Source organism: uncultured Ellagibacter sp., assembly GCF_934636505.1.
Taxonomy (GTDB): Bacteria; Actinomycetota; Coriobacteriia; order Coriobacteriales; family Eggerthellaceae; genus Ellagibacter.
On record NZ_CAKUAL010000020.1, the window covers coordinates 13,723 to 29,789 of the forward strand.

At 56.9% G+C, this 16,067-nt stretch carries 12 protein-coding genes; 1 reads left to right on the forward strand and 11 read right to left on the reverse strand.

Features of this window, described 5'->3' with window-relative positions:
- Positions 1 to 8: 8 nt before the first annotated feature.
- The 11 genes from Q0G18_RS03915 to nrfD form a co-directional block, all read right to left on the reverse strand.
- Entirely contained in the window at positions 9 to 626 is a 618-nt protein-coding gene (locus tag Q0G18_RS03915) for a hypothetical protein (RefSeq protein ID WP_297149659.1), read from the reverse strand.
- Positions 599 to 4,411: a DarT ssDNA thymidine ADP-ribosyltransferase family protein gene (locus Q0G18_RS03920; protein ID WP_297149661.1), complete on the reverse strand. Its 3,813-nt coding sequence runs from the start codon at positions 4,409 to 4,411 to the stop codon at positions 599 to 601. Before Q0G18_RS03920 ends, Q0G18_RS03915 begins: the two co-directional genes overlap by 28 nt.
- Positions 4,412 to 4,468: 57 nt before the next feature.
- Entirely contained in the window at positions 4,469 to 5,506 is a 1,038-nt protein-coding gene (locus tag Q0G18_RS03925) for a hypothetical protein (protein ID WP_297149663.1), read from the reverse strand.
- Positions 5,507 to 6,107: 601 nt separating this feature from the next.
- Complete coding sequence (locus tag Q0G18_RS03930) at positions 6,108 to 7,394, reverse strand: radical SAM protein (RefSeq protein WP_297149666.1); 1,287 nt, start codon at positions 7,392 to 7,394, stop codon at positions 6,108 to 6,110.
- 8 nt (positions 7,395 to 7,402) lie between these two features.
- Positions 7,403 to 8,164: a molecular chaperone gene (locus Q0G18_RS03935; RefSeq protein WP_297149667.1), complete on the reverse strand. Its 762-nt coding sequence runs from the start codon at positions 8,162 to 8,164 to the stop codon at positions 7,403 to 7,405.
- Between the two features lie 143 nt (positions 8,165 to 8,307).
- Positions 8,308 to 8,886 (reverse strand): 4Fe-4S dicluster domain-containing protein, encoded by a 579-nt coding sequence (locus Q0G18_RS03940; protein ID WP_297149668.1) that lies wholly within the window; start codon positions 8,884 to 8,886, stop codon positions 8,308 to 8,310.
- Positions 8,887 to 8,896: 10 nt separating this feature from the next.
- A complete protein-coding gene (locus tag Q0G18_RS03945) occupies positions 8,897 to 11,518 on the reverse strand; it encodes a molybdopterin-dependent oxidoreductase (protein ID WP_297149670.1) in 2,622 nt (873 codons plus the stop codon).
- A gap of 24 nt (positions 11,519 to 11,542) precedes the next feature.
- Entirely contained in the window at positions 11,543 to 12,313 is a 771-nt protein-coding gene (locus Q0G18_RS03950) for a DmsC/YnfH family molybdoenzyme membrane anchor subunit (RefSeq protein WP_297149672.1), read from the reverse strand.
- Positions 12,314 to 12,580: 267 nt separating this feature from the next.
- Complete coding sequence (locus Q0G18_RS03955; protein ID WP_297149674.1) at positions 12,581 to 13,546, reverse strand: slipin family protein; 966 nt, start codon at positions 13,544 to 13,546, stop codon at positions 12,581 to 12,583.
- Complete coding sequence (locus Q0G18_RS03960) at positions 13,527 to 13,943, reverse strand: GntR family transcriptional regulator (protein ID WP_297149676.1); 417 nt, start codon at positions 13,941 to 13,943, stop codon at positions 13,527 to 13,529. The genes Q0G18_RS03955 and Q0G18_RS03960 overlap by 20 nt, the downstream gene beginning before the upstream one ends.
- Before the next feature lie 68 nt (positions 13,944 to 14,011).
- Positions 14,012 to 14,932, reverse strand: coding sequence for an NrfD/PsrC family molybdoenzyme membrane anchor subunit (gene nrfD / locus Q0G18_RS03965; RefSeq protein WP_297149677.1), 921 nt, complete (start codon positions 14,930 to 14,932; stop codon positions 14,012 to 14,014).
- A gap of 323 nt (positions 14,933 to 15,255) precedes the next feature.
- Between nrfD and Q0G18_RS03970 the strand changes: the two genes are divergently transcribed.
- Positions 15,256 to 16,067 (forward strand): AAA family ATPase (locus tag Q0G18_RS03970; RefSeq protein ID WP_297149679.1); only part of this gene is annotated, 812 nt, incomplete at its 3' end.

Here is a 16,067-nt window from a genome sequence, read left to right on the forward strand (position 1 = left end):
GGTGCCTACTATCCGTGTTCCTTGCCAAAGCCCTTTTGGGTGTTGCGATCGATCCTCGCTATCACCTCTTCGAGGTTAGAGACCCTTTGAAGGAGTTCGTTGTCTTTCTCAACCTGCTTGGCATCGTGGATTTCCAGGGATGTGGTGAGAATCGTTGGCAACTGATCGAACTGGTCGATCACGCCCTTGCAAGCAGCTTCTATACCCTTTTGGGTAGCTTCGCGCGATGTTAAGTCTGCATCGAGGGTCTTCTCGATCTGTGCCGCGAGCGCCGATTGCGCTTTCTCCTGCTTTGCTTGCTGTGATTCCAGCATCACCTCGACCTTATCGGGAACCCCTTCAAGGTTCTGCTGCAAGGTCTCGCATGCGGTTGTCAGCGCCTCTGCGTCCTTGGACATTTTCTTATGCAGTTTCGTGTAGTCGCTCTCTCTCAGGTCTTTAGCGGCACCGCCGAGCTGTTCAGCTGCGTCGGTTACAGCGCTGAGGAATGCGTCAAGTGAGTCGAGGCTCTTTTGCGTCTCGACTTTTGCATCCCGGTATCCCTCGATCTCCTCTTTGAGCTTGTTGAGGGTCCCGACGATCTGAAGCGCTTGCTGTTCTATCGTTTTGTACTCGTTGTCATCCATCTCAATTCCTTGTCTATGCTTTCCATCAACCGTTCAAGGCTATCCAGGTTGGATATCGTCTGAGCGTCGGCTCTCGGGAGTTTTCCCAGAAGAGCACCGTAGGATACCCCTGCTGTACCTGACAGTTCGATCAGTAGCTTGTCCTTGATCTCGATTCCGATTGGCTCTGCACTCGACCATCCGAGAAATCTCATGAAGTTGAGAGCGCACTGCTCAGCAGACAGACCGTAATACTCTGTCCCGAAATGGACCATGCTGCGAACCGAGCGAGCCGAGCTAGCGGCATCTTGCTCGCGAGCTTGGATCGCTGCCGCTATGAAGTAGAACCCGTAGTGCTGTGGGTAGTCCTCCAATAGCCTCAATGCCTGTTGCAAGGTCGCTTTCTCTTCTTGCGAGGATATCGCATGGTCTATGACCCGGAGGAGCTTTCCGACGTCCGTTGCGTCGTATAGAATCGAAGCGAGCCCCGCCTCTTCATCATCTGAGCCGCCGGTGGAGAGATACCCCACGATTTGCTCGCGCAAATAGGCCTCAGCTTCGTCGAGGTATTCGAACTGCGCGGCCTTTCGGCTTGCGTCGAGCATTGTCATGATCGCCCTTCGGCGTCCTTCCTCGATGACCTTGTATGTGAAGTTGGTCAGCAGGTGACTGAGGACATGCAAGATATATTCCCGATCGTCTTCGATGCCAGATACCGCGCGCCCGAGGCTGCGCCTCGACTGCTGCAGGAATGCCGAGTCGGACTGGTAGGACTTGATATATTCAAGGTAGTTTTTCGCGACAATCTCTCGAAGCTCCGGTCCATTGGCCATCACTGGTTCTATCAAAAACTCACCTTCGTTGAAGCCGGTGTATTCAACGGTGTAGCCCTTGAATACACCGAGTAGCGTAAGGCGGTAGATCGCGCGTTCAAGCACGTTCTTGCTGTCAGGGCTGTTCTCGTTTCGTGCGTTTTTGAACGGGACATGCCATCGCTTGTCGTAGTAGTTATCCCTGCCGCACATCTCGAATACTCTTCGTGCGACATCGAGTTCCTCGCCGACGCCGGAGAAGGTGCTCTTGTGAAAATATAGGCACCTGCTGACATCGTCGCCCTTGAACTGCTCCTTGGCGTCTTCAAGCTTCCTCAGCCTTGCCAGGTCTGATTCCGTTGGGTCGAGCATGTCGTCGTTGAGTTCGGGATAATCGTCTGACAAAATCAGATACGCGTAGGCGTCCTTCTTGTCCCTGGCAGCTCTGCCCACTTCCTGGTAATAGGACTCAAGGCTGCTCGGCATCCCGAAATGGATGACCCACCTCACATTGGGCTTGTCTATGCCCATGCCGAACGCCTTGGTCGCCACCATGATGCTCGACTCGTTCTCCTTGAACTTAAGGGCTTGCTCCGCCTTGTCCTTTGCCCATCCATCCTCTGAGATATTGCTCAGCCTCTTGGGCTTCGTTCCGCAATAGTACGAGCATTCCCCGGGATATTCGTCGTTAAGATGATCCCACACGCCCGGGTGTCTGGACTGCAACGCCCCTTCCGAGTTCATGAGACCATATGAGCCGTTAGCGTTTTGGCAGAAGACAATGCCGCCCATGGTGTTCAGATCACCTGTATGGGCGTAGAGAGTCTCAGGAGTTACTCCAAGATCGTTGGGGAGCCACTCCTGCATGATCTCGTCAAGCATGGTGAGCTTGTCCTCGCTGTTAGCTGCAAATACTCGGTAGTGAAGCTCTGACCTGTCGAAGGTCTCCGGCTTGATGATCGATCCGGGAGAGGTTATTCCGAGATCGTTCTTCATATCGATGAGCACGCTAGTGGAAGCCGTGCCGGTTAGGGCGAGTAAAGGCGGGACGGCATCGCCAGTCCTGCATATCTCGCGACAATTGCGCGCGAGTCCGAGATAGGAGGTTCTGAAGTCGTGGCCCCATTCGCTAACGCAATGGGCCTCATCGATGGCCACAACCGAAACGAGGTTCTCGCTCGCGTAATTACGTACGCTGCTGATGAAGGACTGGATCTGGAATCTTTCGGGCGAGACATAGCACATAAGATACTGACCAGTTGCAAGCCTGCGCTCGACAGCCCTCTTGTCCTTGGTCTTGCCGGTGAGGCCGACGACACGGTCTATGCCTCGTGTCTCAAGATTCTGAACCTGGTCGTCGATAAGCGAGGTGATCGGTGAGACGATGAAGGCCGTACCGGGTGTCACGAGTGCGAGAAGCTGGAAAATGACGGATTTACCGCTTCCGGTCGGCAGGAGCACAATCGTGTCTTCGCGGTTCAAAGCCCTTGCCAATGCCGGGTATTGCCCCTCTCTGAAGTCTTCGAACCTGAAAATGTAATTCAAGAGGAATCGCATGATGCTGGGTGTGGGATGCGTCGGGACAGTAGCCTGTACCTGAATAGGGTCGTAGTAGCATGGCGCGGTCGAGCGCATGAATGCAGACAGATGCGCCTCCTGATATCTCTCAAGATCGCCCTCAGCTGCATAGTTGATCACGAAATCCGGTGAGTCTTCTGCATTTGCGAATATGACGCCCTTGAAAGGGCTCTCACATCCGTAAAGTTCGCTTACTGTTTGAGACAGATCGACCAGATCGTCGATCGCTGCGCGTGACACGATGGCAAAGTTGTTGTCCTCGCTGCCGTTTCGGACGAAGCCTATCTTGGCGTTTCTTCCGATTCGCTGGTGCTTTGCGAGCTCGACGAGAGAGCACTGGACCTGGTGCGCTTGAGATACGCAGTCAACGTACGTATTGACCCAGGAGCTGTCGTTGAGTCGCGAATCGTCGCTCCTGAAAACCGCATTGTAGAAGTACTCCTCTAGGGAGCCTGAGAGCGTGCCTACTGAACTCCTGTTGAGGACCTTCTCGATGACCGCTAATGCGGTGATCTCCTCGTTTGATCGGTCGAGGTGCTTCGTGGGCTTATGGAACTCAAGCGTCCATTCGATACCGTTATCCGGGTCGGAATAATGCTTAGCGTAACTTGAGAGCATGTCGAGCGGGACGGCGATAGACCCAAAATGCGACAGACTCGGGAGTTTCTCGATTTCGGATTCGAGAAAGATGTAATCGGCCTCGGTTGACTGCCAAGAGAGATAGTAGTATTCGAACTTCTCTTCGGGTGAGGCCTTGAGTATTCTGTCGCGTAGGTTGTCGAAGATGATGTCGTACACTTGGAAGCTGCAATCGAGCCCATTCGAGTGCATTTTTGCTTCAAGCTGCTTGATCTCGTCGAGCCGCCCCTCATCTTTTGAGTAGTCAGAAGGGAGGATGATAGACTCAATGTACTCAGGCGGTATGGGTCCAGGTATGAGCACCTCAGCTTGAGGGTCGGTCGTCCACTCGTCCTTGAGCCCTATGGGGCGCTGCCCAGAGAATAGCTGCTCGACATTGCAACTCATCGCCCTGTTGGCAGCCGCGTTCGTGTTGGAGAATGAGTAACGTTGCCGATCGCCATCGCCCGTATATGCAAGAAGGACTTCCAGTCGTATCGCCAATACGACGTAATACCTCTCTGGATAAGTCTTTCTGATCTTGTAGAAGAACTTAATGTTCGGATGAGTGATGGAAAGGTTCACATGGTCAGAGCCGTCTAGGCGCAGCTGGTCGTTTGCTAGATACGTGACACCTTCTTCGTCCAGTGTTCGTCGGGGAATCAGCCCTTTTTCCAAAATGCCTTCTAGGTTGTCGAGCGATGTGAAATGCACGAAGCGGGATACTCCGCGTTCGCGCAGATACTCAAGGGCGGATTCCGCCTCTAATTGTCCACGACTCTTCTTCAATAATACCAACCTGTGTGACGCCTTGACCTATCTAATTCCCATTGTATCAGCCGCATAGAGGCAGTTCTATGAGTCGTGCTCGCCAATCTTTCTGTTGATGTCCTCCGATTGGTCGATAGCCGAGTTAACTCCATCGTGATTCACCCTAACAGCGGATCCGTCTCCGTCGTCGTCGATTACCAGGTTCACGCCGCACATCTTGTAGAGGAGCCCAACTAGAAGAACCATGTTCTGAAATAGGAGTTTATCCTTGTCGGTGAAGAGCTTCCAGTCTGTCTTCCCCTCATCGTTTACGATCGTACTTACTTGGCGAAGTAAATCTTCGTAGCTACCTTTGACCACCTTGATAGAGTTCGAGTATTTGATAGCAGCGAGACGTATATCTGAGAGAAGGTCGCATGCTTCGTTGATCTCCTTCTCTTCCTCATCGACCTGTCTGCTGAGCTCTTCTGTGCTCTCGTTGAGCTTGTGGCCCATGAAGTCTATGACCGCACCTGCGACAAGCACCGCGGCTCCTGCCGTTGCCATTCCAAGCACTGCGCTGCCGACGGCCATTCCGCCGCCTCCGGCGGCAAGCGAGCCGCCGCCCAGCCAAGCTAGAATTGCATTTGTCACCGCCACTCCGTTAAGGCTTGCGATGTCAGTTCCGGTTGAGGCGGTTCCGAGTGCTCCGATAATAGTGGTCGTCGCGCCAGCAGCAGCGATGCCTCCAGCGGTGCCCACTGCCGCACCGGCAATTCCGCCCAACGCGGCCTTCGCCCCGACGGCAACCTCGCGAAGGTCCTCCTGGCTGAATTCGGGGATATCCAACTTGGCCTGATTCAGATCGTCGAAAGTCGGGACGTTCTGCAACTTGGTGACGATATCCACGAAGGGGCCGAAGCTTTCCAGCGCCCCAAGTTCAAGCTTGCCAAGATCATTCATGGCCGTTTCGGCGAGGTATCGGCAGTCCTTGGGCATCACAAGGTTGTCCTCGTGCCGCTTTTTGGCACTGTCCTCCTTGTCGTGAGCGCTGACTATCTTGGTGCCGCCATGCACGCCTGCTGCGGCTCCGGTGGCCCCAACAACGGCAGCGATCGCCATTACAACTACTAGTATCGGCATGGTTGCTCCTATGGTTCGAAGTGAAGTGATTTGGCTGGGTCGGACATATGCTTGTCGAACGAGCCGCTCCATGGGAGCCTGCCGCCGCAGACTTGCTCATAAAGTGCCAGCAGCTCCAAATTCAAGGCTTCTTGGCTATCGGCTTTCGAAATCTCTTCGGCGATGCTCAGTCTCCTTCTTTGCTTGCTGCCATTCAGCAATTTGCTTGTTTCTTGCGGCTATAGCACTATCAGTAAAGCGGTAGTCGGTGATTATGGGGCAGGGTCGGATGATTTGCCTCATTGCTATAGGAATGCATCTCCCCGTTTGCGGCGGCATTACGAATTGGGCTCACTAAGGGTCGCTCCGGAGCGCTTGGCCACCTCATTTCGACCCCTTCTGAAGCAATGAGGCAAGTTCGTGGTCAACTGGACGAGTTGTGCGACGTTTTTTCGCCCGATTCTCCCCTTCATGATGGCTTGGGACATCCTTCGAAAACAAAGCCCCAGGTCAACTTAAAGCAAGTTTGATTATTCTCAGAAATGACAGCGCACAACTCGCTCAGTTGGCCACGAACTCGGGGTTGTGCTCCCTGGAGCCGGCAGTGCCCCTTTACGCTCCCCTACGCGTCTTCCCCGCCTTCGATTTCGCGAACGCCCAGCTCGCGCAAGTAGGGTTGTCCCTCGCGGTCCTCGAAGACGTTGGCGCTCTCGGCGAAAACCGCCCCGGGGCATGCCTTGCGCGCCTTCACCAGGCAATCGAGCGGAATGGCAATCGAAGGCACCTTATCATCCCAATCCTGTGGCACGCGACTTGCCCGCGCCCACGCACGGACCGCCTTCGCGCCCTTGCCGAAAGCCTTTGCGCACTTCAGAAGCTTATCCCCCTCATCGAGGGAAAGCCAGGGATACGCGGCCTGCAAATCGGCATCCTCCAGAAACGCCTTGTTTTGCTGGAAGATCTGCCCCGTGTTCTTGTTGTCCGAGCTGCAATAATGCACCCCCAGCTCAAGCTTCTGCTCGTCGGCGTACTCGAGCAGCGCCAGCGCCTCGGCTTCGCTGCCCGCAACGGGAACGCCGCCGCCGTACCAATAATCGTACAAGTAATTGAACGGGTGCTTGCGCAGCTCGAAACCGCGCGCGCGGAACTCTTCCGCGTTGCAGAGGGGGAAACAGAACTCGAGCAGGTTGATCCCTCGCACGCCCATCTCATCGAGGCGCGTGAGAAGCGGCTTCATCGAGGCGAGCGTGCCGGGAATCACCGGCATCTCAACCATGACGTGCGGCAACGAGGACACAGCAGCCACCATGCGCTCGAACACGGGAGCATCGGCGCTCGCGACATCTTCGGGCTTCACGCTGAAGCGGATCTCGTCGAGCCCCGCCTGCGCGAGCCGCTCCAAACACACGTCGTCAAGCAGGTCGCCACACGTGTATAAGCGCACGTGGGCGGCGGGATACAGCTCGCGCGCCCGCTCGATGAAGGCCACGACCTGCTCCTTGTGCAGCAAAGGCTCGCCACCCGTGATAGCAAGGCAGTCGAATTGAGCGCCCGCATCGTGTGCGGCGTTGAGCTCGGACACGATATCGCGGCGGTGGGAAAGGAAATACTCGTAGTGATCTTGGTTGGGATTGAAGCAGAAGTAGCAATGGCGCGTGCAACGCAGGTCAATGAAAAACGTTGCCGTGCGCTCGCCGGTGCGGCATGCCAAGCACGCAGGCGATACCCATCCGCGCCACAGGGAGCCGCCCCCGTTCTCGCAATGGCAGCCGCAGGCGCGGGCCACCTGTGCGCGACGCTCTCGGGAACAGGATTCCGAAGCCTCGAAGGGAACGCCGAAAGCGGCGACCGCTTCCTCATAATCGCGTTCTACCTGGTTAAATGCTTTCGCGTATTCCCGAACATCCATCGCAATCCCTATTCGCCAATATGTCCCATCAGCCAATCGAGCTGCACGCTATCGACATGGGCAACCATGACGATGCTCTGCGCAAATGCGGCATACAGTCCGCGCGCGTCCTGTTCGATCACTTTTTGAGCGAACGCGTTGACCCACGTGAGCACATGCGCTTCCAAAAACGCCTTGGAATCCCGCAGCGCCTTCTGGCATTCGGAATCGCGCCCGTCGGCATACGCTTCGTACGCGCGAGACCCCATGCAGCTCAGATATCCCAGCATAGCCGCAATGTGGTCATCGGGGAACTGCTTTTCAGCTTGAAGTTTCAAACCGGCAGCATGATACGCCGCGCGAACGTCGAGCGTGCTGCACTGAAACAGCGTCTGCTCGGTGCCCACATACGGCGACTCCCACATATGAACGTAGCAGTCCCCGGGAATCTGGAAGAGCTTCGCATAATCGCCCTTCATCTCGGACGCAAGTGCTGCCACGGTATCCGAAGGCAGGTCCCTGCGCTCGTCATAGCACGTCAGAACCTCCCTCGCACAATCGTCGAGCGAGCGGTTCATCTTAGCGAGAGCGCACCCGCCGTCAACGGACAGGTCCCCATCAGAGATCACGGCAGCCTCGCAGGCGAACATCTCGCGAGCCTGCGCACCGAAGAGCTTCGCGACGAAGTCGGGCGAGCAGTTACCGCCGAAGACCGCATGAAGCAGATCGTAGAGGTACGCGCGGCGGGCAAGATCCATACCGATGCGGCTTTCGAGTTGTTGATCAGGCATAACGCCGCTCCTTTCAAGGGAAGGCCGTCCCTCCTCGCCGCAGCGAGAACACGGGCAGCCAACTGTTCCAGTGAATACTACACGACAAGAAAACGCCGCGCCACAAGCGAGATGCGGCGCGGCGAAAAACGAAACCTCGGGTTCTACCAGGTCAACTCGACAGCAGAGCTATCGAACGCAAGATCTTTGGTCTTGACGAGGAGGTTCGGCTGGGTCAGATCGGGGCTCGGGAGCACCACGATGGTGCCCTTGTCCAGATCGTTGCCATACTTCTTGCGAAGCTCGTCAACATCGCCAGCGTCAAGCGCGCGGTTCGGGCAACCCGCAACGCAAGCGGGCTGGCCGCCGTCAGCGCGCAGGCCGTAGCAGCCGTCGCACTTGCCGGAAACTCCCTTCTCGGGGAAGTACTGCGGATGGCCGTACGGGCAGCTCATCACGCACATACGGCAACCGATGCACTTGTTCTGGTCCTGAACGACAGTGCCATCTTCAGCCTTGCTGATCGCGCCCGTCGGGCAGTTTGCCAAGCAGATCGGGTTCTCGCAATGGTTGCAGCTGCCAGAGTAGCTGTACGACTTAACGTTGGGGAACGTGCCGACCGTGTAGCTCTTCACATTGCGATACAGGGTTCCGACCTCAAGACGATTCTTGTCTTTGCACGCCACTTGGCACGCGCGGCAGCCGATGCAACGCGTCATATCAAAGTAAAAACCAAAAGCCATGATTCCCTCCTTAGCCAAGATTCAGGATGCGTGCATCGGTGTAGCAGTCGTCTTCCAATGCAGGGCCATCGTATTTCTCGAAATTGCAGTTATTGTTGTTGTAGCTGGTCACGCCGCAGCCGGAAATGTTGTTGCCGGTGAGGTAGTTGTCAGCGCCGCCCTCGTCGATGCCGGTCTTCTCGTTCAGGCGAACCCAAGAACCATGGGGAATGCCGACTTCGCCGGGCATGAGGTTCTCCATGCAGCACGCCTTGCGCAGCACTTCGCCGTACTTCGTCCAGACGCGCACGGTGTCGCCGTCCTCGATTCCCTTCTCCTTCGCGTCAGACGCGTTCAGGAACACGGGGTTCGCCCAAGCCTCGCGCAGCCAGGGGCAGTTGTCGAACACGGAGTGCGAACGGCGGAAGTAGTGCGGGTTGAACAGCAGGTACGGGAACTCGCCCTTCTCGCCACCGATCTTGCCGTCCTTGAAGGTGGTCTCGTAGCCCGTGCCGGGAACGAGGTACTCGGGGTACGGCGCGTAGGTGTGGTCGCACAGGCCGATGCTGTTGAACAGGTCAGCCTTCGCCTGGCAGGTGATCTCGAACTTGCCGCTCTTGGTCTTGAGCGGGTTTTTCTCAGGGTCCTTAATGAACGAGGCGTAACCCAGGAAAGAGGAGTACTTGTCGTCCTTCTTGCGCTCCACCTGGTAGCCGCCGTTGGAGACGAACTCGTTCAAGCCCACGCGGCCGGTCTGGGTCTTGCCTTCGACGCCCCACTCCTTGAGGTCGGCCTCGGTAACGGTGACGAGCGGCACGTACTTGCCGGAGTCGTCGTCCGCGATGACCGTAGCGCCCGCGATGCTGTTGAAGAACGCCTGCTTCGGGCTGATCGGGTACACCGTCTTCGGGTCAACACCGATGGCCTCCATGATCAGGGAGTTGATCTCGACGTCGGTCTTCGCTTCGAACAGCGGCTCGGTGACCTGCGAGAAGCAGAACAGGAACTCGCGGTTGGAAGCAGAAAGGCCGCCGGGGACTTCCCACTGGGTGGTGACGGGCAACACGATGTCGGAATACATCGCCTGCGTGGTCATGAACTGGGCTTTTGCCAGAACGAAGTCCATCTTGCGATGCGCCTCGATGCCGCGCTTCATGTTCGGGCCGGTCTGCAGGTAGGCGTTCTCGTCATGGATAATGCAGTGGATGTCGCACGTGCGATCCTCGCCAGCCTGCGAGCCCTTGCCGGAGTACCAGTCGCCGACCATGCGATACTTGCCGGTGAGGCACGCTTCCCACACCTGAGGTCCGGGGATGACGCCGTCGATCTCGTTCTTCTGGCTCGGATAACCCGAGCTGCCACCCTTCACCAGGGCGGGGCCGCCGTTACCAGCGTTTGCATGGTAGTTGTTCGCGGTGCAGTTGCCGGGCTTGCCCATGTGGCCGCCCATAGCGCCAAGCGTCATGAACAGCTGCGGAACGTTCTCGCACGCATCGCAACGAGCGGCGGCGAAGTTGTGAAGCAGCCAGACGTTTTTCTTCTTGCCGATCTCGCGAGCGAACCACGTGATCTTCTCAACGGGAACGCCGCAGATGGCAGACGCCCACTCGGCGTCGTGCTTCACGCCGTCGTACTTGCCTTCCAGATAGTCGGCGAAGTTGACGTCTTCCTTCAAGTCTTCAGGCTTGTGGTCAGCGTCGAAACCGACGGTGTACTTGTCCAAAAACTCCCAGTCGACGATGTCGCCCTCGGCCTTGTCCAGGCGGATCATCTCGGAGGCGACACCTAGCAAGAACGCCGTATCGGTGCCGGTGCGGATGGGAATCCACTCGGCGTCGAGCATCTGGGCGGATGCCGTGTAGATCGGGTCGACGGTGATGAACTTGACGCCCGCTTCCTTCGCGCGGATGTAGTGGTAGCTCGGCGTACCGGCGGCAGACCACGCAGGATTGGACGCGTAGAACACGATGGTGTCGGCGTTCAGCATGTCGGTACGGTCGTTGCACACACCCGCGTCGGTGCGGGGAATGCCGATGGTGTCGGCGGTATTCAAAAGATAGGCACCATGGGAAGTGGTGTCGGCGGTGCTGGTGTGCCCGCCCCACGCCAGAAGCGGCGCAAACGCGAGGCGCGAGCCGTAGCTTCCCAGCAGAAACGCCTGGTTGCCGTACTTCTCCTTGATGGTCTTGAACTGGTCGCCAATGTAGCTGATGGCCTCATCCCAGCTGATGCGCTCCCATTCGTCTTTGCCGCGCATCTCGCCGTTCGGGTTCTCCGGCGACCAGGTCTTGCGCTTGATGGGATACTTCAGACGATCGGCGCCGAAGCACTGCTGCTGCTGCGCCTTGCCGCGCACGCAACCGCGCTGCTGCGGGTAATCGAAAGAGTCTTCGTGCGTATCGTCGGTCTTCTGGCGAATCACGGCGCCATCTTTAACCATAACCTTGTTCATGCAACGGCCGCCGCAGTTGTGCCAGCACGCTGCAGACGTCCATTCGCCGCCCTTCGCGGGATCGACGGGCATGCCCTTTGCGTCGGTGGCCTCAAGGCTGGATTCCGCAGAGCAGCCGGTCGCAGCCAGACCCGCGACGCCAGCCATAACAGCAGCAGAAGCACCCAAGAAACCACGACGGGAAATGTTGTTCGTACTCACTGTTGGTTCCCCCTTTCTGCTTTCCTACATTGCGCAGGTCGCGTAGAAACCGTAGCGGGCAATGGCAACGCCAATCACCAGCAGGGCGCACACGACGATCGCGAGCATTTTCTTGTTGTTGAACTTTGCGCCGGCAAACACCAGGATCGCGGACGCAACCGGAGCGATGACCAGGCCCGCGATCTGCATGGCCGGGTTCAAGCCCGCGCCGGAGAAAGCGGCGATCTCGAGCGCCAGACCGACGGCGAGCACGACGTCGACGGCGACCAGCGTGTACATGACCGGCTTCTCGGCAATGTCAGCCGAACCGAAAGCGGCGCACAGGCCAAGGCCCATCGCCAACGCACCTGCGACGAACGTAAGAACAGTCGCGGGAGCGTTGCTCCACACAGCGTTGCCGTATACATCGATGTAGGCCGTGCCCATGAGCACGATGACGAGCACCGCCGCAATCGCGCCGATAACGCGCAGAGCGAACGGGCTGTTCTTCTTCACGAAGGTGATGATGAGGTCGATAAGCGCCAGAATGAAGAAGATGCCTGCAAGCAGCACTTCCTTGACCATGCCGGAGCCGAAGTTGACCGTGCCCGCGCCGATGGAAGCAAATGCGCGGGAAAGGCTGTGGACGTGCGTCGCGGCGGCGATCATGCCGATGGCGAACAGCACCACAACGACCAGAGGAACGAGCCACGGACGCTCGCCCTTGCGGGTGCGCTGGAAGCAAGTTTCGAACACGTAGGCTCCTGCCGCTAGCCCTCCCAGCAACGTGAACAGGAATAAGGATTCAAGACCCATGTTTCCCCCCTTAGTATCTCTTTGGCGCCCGCGTCGTGCGGGCAACCCTGCTTTGCGGAACGCGCCTCGCCCGCACGTTTCGCCTATTCGACAAGCAGTTCATCCATGTGGCGACAAAGATGACCTTTCACCGAATATTTGCCCAGGATCTCAGCTGGTGATCCTTTTGGTGGATTGTAACAAAATTGTCGCACGACAATCAATAGTGTCGTGCGACAATTTCACGTGTAATTATTCTATCTTGTGGATGATTGGGGCTTTCGCTATCTACTTCATCGGCTCCTCGCCCGGCTTAGCGTTGAAGCCGTCGCTGTAAGCACTGGGGACCACCAGTGCCCCGTCGTTGTCCTGCATGCCCTCGTAGGTGAGGTGCATCTTGCGCAGCGTCAGGGCGATGTCGTCGTGGCTGTACGATTGCGCGACGTCGTCGAGGATCGCGGAGATGTCCTTCTCGGCCTCCATCAGCGTAATACGCGCGCTCCTGCGGCATTCGGCCTGAGCTTCAAGCGAGATCACATTCTGAAGCTCCTTGGGGATGATGAGGTCGCGGACCTCGACCGACACGATGGAGATGCCCCAATCCGACACCTTCTGCTCCACGGCTTCGCGAAGCTCCTGGTCAAGCTGATGTCGGCGCATGACCACGTTCTGGAGCGACGCGCGGCCGATGGCATCACGCAGGGCCGTTTGCGCGGAAAGCGCCACGGCGAAGTGGCAATCTTGCACTTCAGTGCAGGCCTTTTCGGGATCCCAGATAACCCAGAACAGCACGGCGTCCACGTCGAGCGGTACAAGGTCGCTGGTCAGGGCTTCCTCGGCGCCGAACGGCGTGGCATTCATGCGCTGATCGACGCGCAGCGTGCAGAATTCGAACAGTGGGATGGTGAAGAACAGCCCCGGGCCCGCAAGGCGGTCGAACCGGCCGAGGCGCATGACCACGACGCGTTCCCAGTCCATGCACACATGTACCGAAGACAGGACGGTGAGGCCCACAATCACGGAGACGATGATTCCCGCGAACGTGAACTTGCCGAGCGCGAGAATGAACGCCGCAAGCGCAACCGCGAACGCAGCAAGAGCGAGCACCACAGAGATCATCACCGCGCCGTTTCGCGTGGCTTTCTTCGTCGGGTCGGAGCGATATGCGTCCGCCGCAACGCCGAACTCCATTTCGGAGCGGCGATACGTGTCCTTCTGCCCCTGAGGGTGGGTCTTATCCTTGAACTTTCTCATGATCCTTTTTCATCCTCCTCACGCACGAAGACACCATCTTCGGAATGTCATCATATGCCATGCCGTTTTCGAGGCATCCTTTCACGAACTCTTCGACAAGCGCGTCCACCTCCGGCGCAGGTTTTAAGATAGCGTCCGGATCGTTCACGAACACACCGCTGCCGCGCACCGTGGTCACGTAGCCGTCGCGCTCGAGCCCCATGTAGGCCTTGCTCACCGTGTTGTACGCAATGCGCAGTTCAGCTGCATATTTGCGCACTGTCGGCAGCTTCTCGCCCGGCTTGTAGAAGCCTGACGTGATAAGGTAGGCCATACGATTGCGTAGCTGCACCCACAGCGGCAAATCGCTGGACTCATCGAACGAAAACGGCGGTACTTCTTTAATCTGCTGCTTCACGTTTCCCTTTTCTTGCACTTACCTCATATGCTGCAAGCCCGCTTTTGCGAGCCTGTCCCGCTCGCCTGCTATGGCGAAGGCGCCACGCCGCATGCGACGATGGCGATTCGAAGGCAAAGCCCTCCGACCAGCGCCAATGTGGCAATTCCCGCCGCACCCGGAGTGGGAATCTCCCGCTTGCGCGCCAGGAAAACCGCTTCCGCAACAAGGGGAATCGCAAGTCCGCAGGCGACGAAACCTGCCCAAAACGTAGTCGACAGGTCGCCTTCGAGAAGCCGCATGACCGCCATGGAGGCGCTCCCCTTCCCGAAGGCAAGCAAAGCAACTATGGAGACTATCTCGATCAGGATGAACGCGATGTCGATCCAGGCGAGCAAGCGTGCCATGATACGAGTCACGCGCACATCTTCGCAGGTGCAGGCCGCAAGCATGATCACTGCGCAACCGCACGAGAGCGCCGATGCCGCGAACAGAGCGGGTAGCCACGCCGACTGCCAGACTTCGACCGAGATAACGCTTTGAAGAAGCAAGCCAGTGTAGACCATCACGATGACCGCAACAGGAAGGCCTATCGCCTTTGCGGCGAACGATACGGCGCGCGCCCATTTCGGCAGCACGAAAATGGTGTCGGCAAGGGAGATTACCAGGAAGACGGTGAGCAGCGTCAAAGCGAAAGCGCCGATGGAGACCAGGCTGCTCGTCGGGTACAGGAACAGGAAGAAAAATGCTTCGGGACGTCCTAGGTCTGCGACCAGGCATAACTCGCCTGTGAGGACGACGATCAGCGCGGTGCCGTACACAAATCGGCGAATGCGCTTGTACGTTGGCTCTGAAATCACCGATTGCGGGGCAAGAAACGTTCTGCCGTACTCGCCGCGGCGATGATCTTTCACGGCCTTGATAACGTCGAAGAGGGCGGTGAGCGCGAAGGCACCGGCGGCGGTTCCGCCTAGGAAGAGGTAGATGGCTATCAACTTGCTGAAAACCACGCAGCCCCTTCCTTGTTACCGCCTTGTTCCTTTTGCCAACGATAATCTACCATATGTTTTGCCTGAGAGACGCATTTGTCGCACGACAATTTTGATTCTGCAATGATTGCGCATCCTGGCGCGGTGCCTTCCCACCTCGTCTGGAGGACAAACGGCAGTTGACCACGAATTCGGGTTTCGCTTCCCCGAAGATGCGCTTGATTATAAATTCAGAAAAGTGCGGTATTTCATGTCTTCAAATTTCGGAAAAGTGTAATATCACATGCCTATAAAATTCGGAAAAGTGTATTCTATTATATCAATCACACTCAAAAGGGAGGAATATGATGCTCGACAGAAAAGCGAAGGCGCAGTTTCAGTCCTGGCTCGATTCATCGCCCAATAAAGCTTTGCTTGTCAAAGGCGCTCGACAAGTGGGCAAGTCTTTTCTGGTCAGTGCTTTCGCAAGAGAATCGTTTGAGCATGTCGTAGCATTCGACTTAATTGAAGATATTTCTGTACGCGATTCGTTTTCGGCAGCGAAAAGCGCCGACGAACTTCTGATGCGAATGACCATCGCCGCAGTTGAACCTATGATTGCGCGAAAGACTGTCGTAGTTATCGACGAGGTTCAGCAGTGTCCCAACATAGTAACGTTTATCAAATATCTCGTGCAGCGTGGAGATTTCCGTTTCATCCTCACAGGGTCATTACTTGGTGTGGAACTCGAGGGCATCGATTCTCTTCCTGTCGGATATGTCGAGCAGATTCAGATGTATCCGCTTGATTTCGAAGAGTTTTGCTGGGCTAACGGCGTTGCATCGGTTGCTTTTGACATGCTGAGAAACCATCTCGAGGAAGAAAAAGCGCTTCCAGACTATCTGTACGACCGCCTGCTCAGCCTATTTCGCCAGTATGTGGTGGTGGGAGGCATGCCTGACGCCGTCAACGCTTTTTTGGCCACTCGCAACATTGAAGAGGTACGGAAAATACATCGCGATCTCCATTCGTTGTACCATGACGATATCGCAAAGTATGCTCCGCCAGATCTTAGGCTGACCATCCGTGACATATATGACCTGATTCCCAGCGAGGTCGGGTCCAAAAATCGGCGATTCAAACTGTCATCGATCGAAGGCGTGAAGCGGTTCTCGCA

Coding starts and splice junctions, on each gene's coding strand:
- Q0G18_RS03915 (WP_297149659.1), bottom strand. CDS start 626: ATGGATGACAACGAGTACAAAACGATAGAACAGCAAGCGCTTCAGATC.
- Q0G18_RS03925 (WP_297149663.1), bottom strand. CDS start 5,506: ATGCCGATACTAGTAGTTGTAATGGCGATCGCTGCCGTTGTTGGGGCC.
- Q0G18_RS03930 (WP_297149666.1), bottom strand. CDS start 7,394: ATGGATGTTCGGGAATACGCGAAAGCATTTAACCAGGTAGAACGCGAT.
- Q0G18_RS03935 (WP_297149667.1), bottom strand. CDS start 8,164: ATGCCTGATCAACAACTCGAAAGCCGCATCGGTATGGATCTTGCCCGC.
- Q0G18_RS03940 (WP_297149668.1), bottom strand. CDS start 8,886: ATGGCTTTTGGTTTTTACTTTGATATGACGCGTTGCATCGGCTGCCGC.
- Q0G18_RS03950 (WP_297149672.1), bottom strand. CDS start 12,313: ATGGGTCTTGAATCCTTATTCCTGTTCACGTTGCTGGGAGGGCTAGCG.
- Q0G18_RS03955 (WP_297149674.1), bottom strand. CDS start 13,546: ATGAGAAAGTTCAAGGATAAGACCCACCCTCAGGGGCAGAAGGACACG.